This is a genomic window from Metapseudomonas phytobenefica, from assembly GCF_043392685.1.
In the GTDB taxonomy this organism is placed as follows: domain Bacteria; phylum Pseudomonadota; class Gammaproteobacteria; order Pseudomonadales; family Pseudomonadaceae; genus Metapseudomonas.
On sequence record NZ_JBHZGM010000088.1, the window covers coordinates 1 to 735 of the forward strand.

Consider the following 735-nt stretch of genomic DNA (forward strand, 5'->3'; position numbering starts at 1 on the left):
CGGCAATCCGTAGTTTCGGCTGCCGGTGCACGGTCATGCCGTAGCCCAGGTAGCTGCTGCGCCACGGGCGGACGACCTGGCTCTTGGCCCGGTTCAACCGCAGCCGCAGCCGCTGCTCCAGGAAACGCTCCAGACTGGCCATCACCCGCTCGCCCGCCTGCCGACTGCGCACGTAGACGTTCGCATCGTCGGCATAACGCACGAAGCGGTGGCCGCGCCGGCTCAGTTCCTGGTCCAACTCGTTCAGCAGGATGTTCGAGAGCAAGGGCGAGAGGGGTCCGCCTTGCGGCGTACCCTCTCGACGCGGGCTCACGAGCCCGCCCTTCATGACCCCAGCCTCCAGGTAGCGACGGATCAGGCGCAGCACATGCGGGTCTTCGACCCGACGTGCCAGCAAGTCCATCAGCCGATCGTGGTTGACCCGGTCGAAGAATTTCTCCAGGTCCAGTTCCACGCTCCAGCGGTAGCCCGCCGCCACATGGGCGCGGGCCATTTCGATGGCCTGGTGCGCGCTGCGCCCCGGACGAAAGCCGTAGCTGAAGTCCGAGAACAGCGGTTCGAAAAGCGGCGTCAGTTGCTGTAGCAGGGCCTGCTGGATCAGGCGATCCAGCACGCTGGGTATTCCCAGCGTTCTGATCCCGCCCTGGGGCTTGGGAATGTTCACCGCACGGACGCCGTGCGGCTGGTATTCACCCGTCTGCAGCCGCTCCCGCAGGGGCGGCCAATACTGCTTCA

At 66.1% G+C, this 735-nt stretch carries 1 protein-coding gene; it reads right to left on the bottom strand.

All coding sequences use genetic code 11. From position 1 onward, the window contains the following. Window positions 1-735, bottom strand: a 735-nt coding sequence (gene ltrA, locus ACFW0B_RS25865) for a group II intron reverse transcriptase/maturase (protein ID WP_449151805.1), incomplete at both ends; no start/stop codon positions are given.